The sequence below is a fragment of the Ruegeria sp. BHSB064 genome (assembly GCF_059613205.1).
This window is the reverse complement of sequence record NZ_JBXWSB010000157.1, coordinates 1-8,417: the sequence shown is the minus strand read 5'-3', so window position 1 is coordinate 8,417 and position 8,417 is coordinate 1. Positions and strand designations below refer to the sequence as shown.

Annotated in this window: 9 protein-coding genes; 3 read left to right on the top strand and 6 right to left on the bottom strand. The window is 57.6% G+C overall.

Annotated features, from left to right (window positions below; genetic code table 11):
• The 4 genes from AC2FNU_RS22355 to ccoN all read right to left on the bottom strand — a co-directional run.
• A partial coding sequence (locus AC2FNU_RS22355) for a cbb3-type cytochrome c oxidase N-terminal domain-containing protein (protein ID WP_496792829.1) occupies positions 1-103 on the bottom strand: 103 nt, incomplete at its 3' end.
• Positions 100-285, bottom strand: coding sequence for a cbb3-type cytochrome c oxidase subunit 3 (locus tag AC2FNU_RS22350; RefSeq protein WP_171095986.1), 186 nt, complete (start codon positions 283-285; stop codon positions 100-102). The genes AC2FNU_RS22350 and AC2FNU_RS22355, both read right to left, overlap by 4 nt.
• Positions 286-295: 10 nt before the next feature.
• On the bottom strand, positions 296-1,024 hold the full coding sequence (ccoO, locus tag AC2FNU_RS22345) for a cytochrome-c oxidase, cbb3-type subunit II (protein WP_171180111.1): 729 nt from the start codon (positions 1,022-1,024) through the stop codon (positions 296-298).
• A 14-nt stretch (positions 1,025-1,038) separates the two neighbouring features.
• The gene (ccoN, locus tag AC2FNU_RS22340; protein WP_496792818.1) at positions 1,039-2,646 is read right to left on the bottom strand and encodes a cytochrome-c oxidase, cbb3-type subunit I; all 1,608 of its coding nucleotides are present in this window, start codon (positions 2,644-2,646) and stop codon (positions 1,039-1,041) included.
• A 201-nt stretch (positions 2,647-2,847) separates the two neighbouring features.
• On the opposite strand from ccoN, the gene AC2FNU_RS22335 reads away from it, so the two are divergent.
• On the top strand, positions 2,848-3,687 hold the full coding sequence (locus tag AC2FNU_RS22335; protein WP_171095981.1) for a universal stress protein: 840 nt from the start codon (positions 2,848-2,850) through the stop codon (positions 3,685-3,687).
• Between the two features lie 45 nt (positions 3,688-3,732).
• Here the strand turns inward: AC2FNU_RS22335 and AC2FNU_RS22330 are convergent, their stop codons facing one another.
• Together AC2FNU_RS22330 and fnrL are read right to left on the bottom strand one after the other, a co-directional pair.
• On the bottom strand, positions 3,733-3,987 hold the full coding sequence (locus tag AC2FNU_RS22330) for a GlsB/YeaQ/YmgE family stress response membrane protein (RefSeq protein ID WP_171095978.1): 255 nt from the start codon (positions 3,985-3,987) through the stop codon (positions 3,733-3,735).
• A 72-nt stretch (positions 3,988-4,059) separates the two neighbouring features.
• Positions 4,060-4,803 carry a transcriptional regulator FnrL gene (fnrL, locus tag AC2FNU_RS22325; RefSeq protein WP_480801451.1) on the bottom strand — a complete coding sequence of 248 codons (744 nt, stop codon included), beginning with the start codon at positions 4,801-4,803 and terminating at the stop codon, positions 4,060-4,062.
• A gap of 61 nt (positions 4,804-4,864) precedes the next feature.
• On the opposite strand from fnrL, the gene hemN reads away from it, so the two are divergent.
• The gene (gene hemN / locus AC2FNU_RS22320) at positions 4,865-6,220 is read left to right on the top strand and encodes an oxygen-independent coproporphyrinogen III oxidase (RefSeq protein ID WP_496792812.1); all 1,356 of its coding nucleotides are present in this window, start codon (positions 4,865-4,867) and stop codon (positions 6,218-6,220) included.
• Between the two features lie 211 nt (positions 6,221-6,431).
• Positions 6,432-8,360, top strand: coding sequence for an elongation factor G (locus AC2FNU_RS22315; RefSeq protein ID WP_496792807.1), 1,929 nt, complete (start codon positions 6,432-6,434; stop codon positions 8,358-8,360).
• The last annotated feature ends 57 nt before the right edge of the window (positions 8,361-8,417 follow it).

The window sequence follows — 8,417 nt, the reverse complement described above, 5'->3', positions numbered from 1 at the left end:
ACAGCCACCAGCGCGGCATCGGGTTGTCGAATTCCTCGATCCCATCCCAGGAATGGCCGGTTGTGTTTGGATCACCCGGCTGTTTTTCAGGTGTCTTGCTCATTGCCGCGCCTCCTTGGATGTGGCGGGTTTGTCTTGATGCCGGAACGGGATATTTGCGGTGTCGTTGTATTCTTTGCTGGCACCAGGGCGGAACACCCAGATGATGATGCCGATAAAGAAGACGAACAACACAAGCAGCATCCAGCTATCCGCGAACTGCCGTAGGAGTGTATATTCTTCCATCACACCCTCCTTAGCGGCTTGCGTCCGGGGTGAAGGTCGAGAAATCGACCAGCGTGCCCAGCATTTGCAGATAAGCAATCAGCGCGTCGGCTTCGGTCAGATCAGACTGGCCGTCGAAGTTGCGCACGTTGACCTTGTCGCCATAGCGTTCCAGCAGCCCGTCATAGTCGCTGTCCGGATCGGCCTGTGCACGGAAATCGGCCACGGCGTTCTCCAGCATGTCTTCGGTATAGGGCGTGCCCACCAAAGCGTTGGCGGCCATGATGTCACCGATATACTCACCGTCGATCTTGCGGGTTTCCAGGAAGCCATATTTAGGCATCACTGATTCCGGCACCACCGACTGTGCATCGCGCAGGTGGCGTACATGCCAGTCGTCCGAGTAGCGGCCCCCCACACGCGCCAGATCAGGTCCGGTACGTTTGGAACCCCACTGGAACGGGTGGTCGTACATCGATTCAGCCGCCAGCGAGTAGTGGCCGTAGCGTTCGACCTCATCCCGCATCGGACGGATCATCTGGCTGTGGCAGACATAGCAGCCTTCACGCAGATAGATCTCACGACCCGCCATTTCGAGTGGGGTGTAAGGGCGCATGCCCTCCACCTTTTCGATGGTGTTCTCAAGATAGAACAGCGGGGTGATCTGAACGATGCCACCGATGGTTACGACCAGGAAGCTGAAGATCAGCAGGAGGGTCGCGTTGGTCTCGAGGATCTTATGTTTGTCGAGAATTGCCATTGCTCCGGCCCTCCTTATTCAGCCGGGACCGCGACGGTCAGGCTGGCCTCTTTGGCCGGCGCTTTCCGCACAGTCATCCACAAGTTGTAGCACATGATCAGTGAACCAGCGACGAACAGGACACCGCCCAGCGCACGCACCACATACATCGGGAATTTGGCAGCCACGGTGTCGGCGAACGAGTTCACCAGGAAGCCGTTGGCATCCACTTCACGCCACATCAGGCCTTCCATGATACCGGTCACCCACATCGACGCGGCGTAGAGCACGATGCCGATGGTGGCGAGCCAGAAGTGCCAGCTGACCATCTGCAACGAGTACAGACGCTCACGCTTCCACAGGACAGGCACCAGGAAGTACAGCGCACCAAAGGTGATCATACCGTTCCAGCCCAGCGCGCCCGAGTGCACGTGACCAATGGTCCAGTCGGTGTAGTGGCTCAGCGAGTTCACCGCGCGGATCGACATCATCGGGCCTTCAAAGGTGGACATGCCGTAGAAGCCGACCGAGATCACCATCATCCGGATCACAGGGTCGGTGCGCAGCTTGTCCCATGCGCCCGACAGGGTCATCAGACCATTGATCATACCACCCCAGGACGGCATCCACAGGATCACCGAGAACACCATGCCCAGCGTCGAGGCCCAGTCAGGCAGCGCGGTATAGTGCAGGTGGTGCGGACCAGCCCAGATGTAAAGGAAGATCAGTGCCCAGAAGTGGATGATCGACAGCTTGTACGAGAAGACCGGACGCTCGGCCTGTTTCGGGATGAAATAGTACATCATGCCCAGGAAGCCCGCAGTCAGGAAGAAGCCCACAGCGTTGTGGCCGTACCACCATTGGATCATGGCGTCTTGAACACCCGACCATACGATGACCGACTTCGAACCCCAGATGCTGACCGGGATGGTCATGTTGTTGACCAAGTGCAGCATGGCAACGGTCACGATAAACGCCAGATAGAACCAGTTCGCCACATAGATGTGGGGTTCTTTCCGCTTGATGATCGTGCCCAGATATACAGCAAGGTAAGCAACCCAAACAACGGTCAGCCACAGATCAACATACCATTCAGGTTCGGCATATTCCTTGGACTGTGTACCGCCCAGAATATAGCCAGTCGCGGCCAGCACGATGAACAGCTGATAGCCCCAGAACACGAACCATGCGAGGTTGCCGCCCCACAGACGCGCGGCGCTGGTGCGCTGTACCACGTAGAACGATGTTGCGATCAGCGCGTTACCGCCAAACGCAAAAATCACCGCCGAGGTGTGCAGCGGACGCAAACGTCCAAAGTTCAAATACCCTTGCGCCCATTCGAAGTTGAGCACCGGAAACGCCAGCTGGAACGCAATAAAGGTTCCCGCCAGGAACCCTACCACACCCCAAAAGGCGGTCGCGATCACGCCGTAGCGGATCACGTCATCCATGTATTCGCCCGAGCGATCGACAAGAATATCTGGCTCTTCCGTGTTTCGAAGCGTCCAGATGAACAATCCACCGGCGATAAGCATCACCAGAATCGCATGCACCTGATACGCCAAATCGCGTGCATAATTTGATCCGATGGCGGCAAACACCACGACCAGACCAAGCACGATCAGCTTGATGTAATTCGACATATTGCGTCCCTTTGCCGTGCTTCGCGCGATTTTGATTCTTTTGACACGCGAAACCTATTTGACTGGCTGCCGTTCTGAAGCACGACAGCCGCTATTGCTTTGATCTGTATCAAGACAGTTCCGCGTTTTCTGTGACACGCATTGAGGATGAAAGAGGCCAACCGGTCGCATGAGACCATATGCCCGAACTAAGAGGTCGAAATGGCGTACAAATCCCTTCTCACTGTCATGACCGAAACGCAGACAGCTCAGACCGCACTGGCGCAGATGGTGGCGCTGGCGGATTCGCAGGATGCCCATGCCGAAGCGCTGTGCCTCGGTGTCGATCGCAGCCAGACCGGTTACTATTACGCCGGAGCCAACGCACTGATCGTTCAGGAAACACTCAGCCGGGCCAATGCCGAGGCACAAGAGTTGCTGACATTTGCCCAGGATTATCTGGGCAAATCCGGTGTTCGCTGGTCCGCCGAACATGGCGTGGCGCAGATTGCCGACATCGGGCGCCATGTTGCGCATCGGGCGCGGTTTTCGGATCTGGTGATCTTACCGCATCCTTACGGCAAAGACCGTGGGGCCGAGGCCGAGCCGATTATTGAAGCGGCTATGTTCGAAGGCCATTGCCCGGTTCTGGTGGTACCTGATGACACCCCACCCCTGAAAGCGCCGCGCAACGTGATGATAGCCTGGAACGAAAGCGTCGAGGCGATGTGTGCCATCCGGCGCGCTCTGCCCTTCCTGAAAAAGGCGGAACTGGCCCGCATCGTCGTCATTGATCCACCGCGCCACGGCCCTGACCGGTCGGATCCGGGCGGAATGCTGTCTCAGATGTTGGCCCGACACGGGGTCAAATGTGAGATCGATGTGCTGAGCAAGACCATGACGCGCGTGTCAGACATTCTGAACCGTCATGCATCAGACACGGAATCGGACATGATCGTGATGGGTGCTTATGGGCATTCGCGCTTCCGCGAAGCCATACTCGGTGGCGCGACCCGCAATATGCTGGAACAGTCTTCCGTCCCAGTGTTTCTGGCGCATTGATTATTGTCTCAAAAGCAAAGAAGCCGCCCGAAACGGCGGCTTTTTTCATGCTTTACGGATAAGGCCGATCACAAACAGCAAAATCACGGCCCCAACGGTCGCGAAGAAGATCGATGAAAAGAACCCTCCGCCCACCGAAAAGCCAAGCGCGGGGAAAATCATGCCTGCCAAAAACGCCCCGACAATTCCGACGATGATGTTACCCACAAGGCCAAATCCGCGACCTTCCATGATCTTGCCTGACAGCCACCCGGCGATTGCGCCGATGAAAAGCATTGCCAGGACACTGCCGAAAACCATGTTAAGCTCCTGAGGTGTTTCTAGCCGCAATCCAAAGATCGCGGCAACTGAGTTGCGGCACAAAGACCGGGATCAAACCAAAAAGCCACCGTCCGAATCGTCACCGGCTTCTTCCATCAGACGGCCCATATCCGGAATGGTCACGTGGCGCTTGCCTTCCAACGTGATCACGCCGTCCTTTTTCAAGGCCGAGATCTGGCGGCTGACGGTTTCAAGTGTCAGACCCAGGTAATCCGCCATGGCTTCGCGGGTCAGCGGAAGGTCAAACACAATCGGCCCCGCCAGACCTTTCTGGCTGATCGACGCATCCCTGCGTGCGATGATCGACAATAGGCTGGCGATCTTTTCCCGTGCAGTCTTGCGTCCAAGCACCAGCATCCATTCGCGGGCAGCGTCAAGCTCGTCCAGTGTCATCTGCAACAGACGATGCGCGATATGCGGCGTTGTCGCCATTAATTCCTCGAAGGGCTTTTTGCGGAAGCAGCACATGACGACGTCCGTTGTCGCCTGCACATCGTAGGGTGCGGCCTCACGCCCGGGGCGGCCGACAAAGTCACTGGGCAGCAGCAAACCCACCATCTGGGTTCGACCGTCTTCCATTGTCTGCGTCAATGACGCGATACCGGCCACGACCGAGCCTACAAAATTCATCTGATCGCCGGACCAGATAATCGTTTGCCCCGCCTCGAAGCTGCGGTAATACTTAATGCTTTCAAGCTCTTCCAGCTCATCGGCATCACAACGGGCGCAGACTGCTCGGTGGCGAATCGGGCAGTCTTCGCAATTGGAATGATCAAACTGTGCTTTTACTGTCATGCGCGTTCCTACTTGATCTCCATCAAAGCAGCCAAGTTGTCGGTGCCATAAGGGTATCGCCATGATAGTGAAACCACAATTGGCAAAGCTTGGACTTTTTGACGCGAAAGTACCGCGTTACACAAGCTACCCCACCGCCCCCCACTTTAGCAATGATGTGGGAGCGGACATGTTCGGCGACTGGATTTCGGGAATCAAACCGGGCAGCGCCATTTCCCTGTACATCCATGTTCCGTTCTGCCGCAGGCTGTGTTGGTTCTGTGCCTGCCGGACACAAGGAACCCAAACCGACAACCCGGTTATTGCCTATGTGGACGTTCTGAAAGCCGAGTTGGACCTGCTTGCAGCCCGCCTGCCCGAAGGTGTGGTGCTGTCGCGCCTGCACTGGGGTGGCGGCACACCAACTTTGCTGAACGCGCAGCTGATGCGCGAATTGGCGCAGCATATTCTGGGTATCGTACCCATGGGATCTGATGCCGAATTTTCGGTCGAGATTGATCCGAACGAAATTGATGAAGCCCGTCTGGATGCGTTGGCGGGCGCAGGTATGAACCGTGCCTCGATCGGGGTGCAGGATTTCGATGACGAAATCCAACAAACCATCGGTCGTATTCAAAGCTACGACACCACCCGCGACGCCATCGACATGATCCGCGAACGTGGCATAACCAGCCTGAACGCAGATATTCTTTATGGCCTGCCGCATCAGACAAAGGTCCGGATGACTGAAAGCGTGCAGAAGTTGCTTTCGCTCAGCCCGGATCGCGTGGCTTTGTATGGCTACGCGCATGTGCCCTGGATGGCGAAGCGCCAACAGATGATCCCGTCAGAGGCTCTGCCCACGCCCGAACAGCGGCTCGAGCTGTTCGATACCGCCCGCCGTCTGTTCCTGTGGGACAATTATGCCGAAATCGGCATCGACCATTTCGCCACGCAGGATGACGGGCTGACCCATGCCTTGCGTGCGGGGCGCCTAAAGCGGAACTTCCAAGGATACACAGACGATCAGGCAGATGTTCTGATCGGCGTCGGGGCCAGTTCGATCTCACGCTTTCCGCAAGGCTATGCGCAAAACGCCTCGGCCACCTCCGCTCATACCAAAGCCGTCCGCGATGGGCAGTTTTCAACCGCCCGTGGACATCTGTTCAAAGGTCAGGACATTCTGCGCGCACGACTGATCGAAGCGTTGATGTGCGATTTCCAGATCAACAGTGCCGAAATCCTGCGTGATCACGACATCTCAGCTACCGCGCTGAATGATATGTATCAGGCGGCCAATGCGGAGTTCGATGGGCTTCTGCGGATCACCGAAGACGGGCTTTTCATCCCGCCCGAGGCGCGTACATTGACCCGGATGATTGCCCGCAGCTTTGACGCTTATGACCTGAGCAAGGCCGGGCACAGCTCGGCAATCTGACTTCTTCACAGTGGGCCGTATCTGGCCCACAGGTCGCAAAACACAACAGGGGCTTGACGCACGCCTGCGGTTTTCCCCACACTCAAGGTGCAGACTGGCCATCCAGCCTGCACCCTGAGGCGGGAAAAATACAGACAGTCCTTGCCGACGCAAAAGCGGCGGATGCCCCTTTCGTGCAGCCATTCTGCAACCTGAAAGAGGGACAACACTCATGCGCGTCTTCACCGTCCTCGGGCCCAGCCAATCGGGCAAAACTACCCTGGTCGAGGCCATCAGCCGCCTCGACGGGCGCCCCACCACATTCGATGTTTCCGGAACCGTGCATTTGCACGGTTTTTCTTATCTGGACGAGCCCTGGTGCGCGATCGACGTGGATGGCGGTGGTGATGCGCTGGCCTATGTCGGACCGGCAATGGCAATATCGGACGCCGCCGTAGTGGTTGTGCCACCCGACCCGAATGCCGCCGTTCTGTGTGCGCCCTACCTGCGACTCGTCGAAGAAGCGGGCATCCCCTGTTTCCTGTTCATCAACCGGATGGATAACCCCAATGGCCGCATCCGAGATATCATCGCGGCCCTGCAAACATACTGCACCCATCACATCGCTCTGCGTCAGGTGCCCATCCGCGAAGGGGACACGATCATCGGCGCAGTTGATCTGATTTCAGAACGCGCATGGAAGTATCAGGAAGGCCAGCCCTCGGCCCTGATCGAACTGCCGCAATCCGTAGAAGACCGAGAACAGGAAGCCCGGACCGAGTTGCTGGAAACTCTGTCGGATTTCGACGACCATCTGTTGGAACAGCTGATCGAAGACAAACAGCCACCCAGCGACGAGGTTTATGATCTGGCCGCTCAGGTCCTGCAAAACCACCAGTTGATCCCTGCTTGTCTGGGGGCTGCAAGCCATGGCAACGGGCTGACGCGGCTGATGAAGGCTTTGCGGCACGAAGCGCCTGAATTTGATATCGCCGCCGGACGCGACGAGGCTGCAGACAGCGCCCGCGCTATTGCCGGTTTTGCAGATGTTAAAAAACACATCGGAAAGATCGTCGTTCTGCGCGGCCTCGGAGACGGTGTACAAGCGCATGAGGCGTTGGGCGGTGAAACCGTAGGAAACCTGACGACGCTGGATGCCAAAACTCAAATCTCCACACTGGAAGCGGGGCAGATTGGGCTTGCGGTAAAATCCGATCACCTCAACCCCGGCTATATCTACGACAGCAATTCAGCGACGGAGCTGCCGGAATGGGCGGCTTCGCATCCGGTTGCGCATCGTCAGATCGTCTCACCCGCGCATGAGCGGGACGATGTACGCCTGTCCAACGCCCTGAGCCGTCTGGCCGAAATCGACCCCGGTCTGCACCTGCAACAGGATGAGTTGAGCGGCCATTCGATCCTTGGATCGCAAGGCCCGCAACACATGCGCCGTGTGACCGCCAAGCTGGCGGAGGATTTTGGGATCGAGATTGAAGCGGATCAGGTCGAAACCGCCTATCGCGAGACCATCCGCGCGCCCGTTGAACATCGCCACCGTCATCGCAAACAATCCGGCGGCGCAGGGCAATTCGCGGATGTGGTGATCTCAGTCGCGCCCCTGCCACGTGGATCGGGGTTCCAGTTCGAAGAGGTGGTCAAAGGCGGCGCTGTGCCCAAGAATTATATTCCGTCGGTGGAACACGGTGCAAAGGACGCGCTGGAGCAAGGCCCCGAAGGATTTCCCGTGGTCGACGTCAAAGTGACCCTCAGCGACGGTAAACACCACAACGTGGACAGTTCGGACTATGCGTTCCGCACCGCAGGCAAGAACGCGGTACGCGAAGCGCTGCCTCAGGCCAAACCGGTGGTTCTGCAACCAATCCTGAATGCCGAGATTCACCTGCCCTCCGATTTTGTTGGCGATCTCGTACCAACGATCAGTTCGCTGCAAGGGCAGGTTCTGGGATTTGAGGGCAACCCAAACGCGTCGGGATGGGAGATCTTCAACGCCCAAATCCCCGCGGTGACCGAGGATGAACTGCACCGCACCCTTGCCAGTGCCACGCGCGGAACCGGGTGGGTCAAGCTGACCTTTGATCATTATGAAGAACTGCGCGGGCCAGTGCCGAAGGCGGCGACCAAAGAAAAGGCAAGCGCGTGATGGGCTGAGACCGGCGGGCTGATCTCAGCCCGCCGCTGCAATCAGCTCGCGGGTATA

Coding starts and splice junctions, on each gene's coding strand:
- AC2FNU_RS22335 (WP_171095981.1), top strand. CDS start 2,848: ATGGCGTACAAATCCCTTCTCACTGTCATGACCGAAACGCAGACAGCT.
- hemN (WP_496792812.1), top strand. CDS start 4,865: ATGATAGTGAAACCACAATTGGCAAAGCTTGGACTTTTTGACGCGAAA.
- AC2FNU_RS22350 (WP_171095986.1), bottom strand. CDS start 285: ATGGAAGAATATACACTCCTACGGCAGTTCGCGGATAGCTGGATGCTG.
- ccoN (WP_496792818.1), bottom strand. CDS start 2,646: ATGTCGAATTACATCAAGCTGATCGTGCTTGGTCTGGTCGTGGTGTTT.
- AC2FNU_RS22315 (WP_496792807.1), top strand. CDS start 6,432: ATGCGCGTCTTCACCGTCCTCGGGCCCAGCCAATCGGGCAAAACTACC.
- fnrL (WP_480801451.1), bottom strand. CDS start 4,803: ATGACAGTAAAAGCACAGTTTGATCATTCCAATTGCGAAGACTGCCCG.
- AC2FNU_RS22330 (WP_171095978.1), bottom strand. CDS start 3,987: ATGGTTTTCGGCAGTGTCCTGGCAATGCTTTTCATCGGCGCAATCGCC.
- ccoO (WP_171180111.1), bottom strand. CDS start 1,024: ATGGCAATTCTCGACAAACATAAGATCCTCGAGACCAACGCGACCCTC.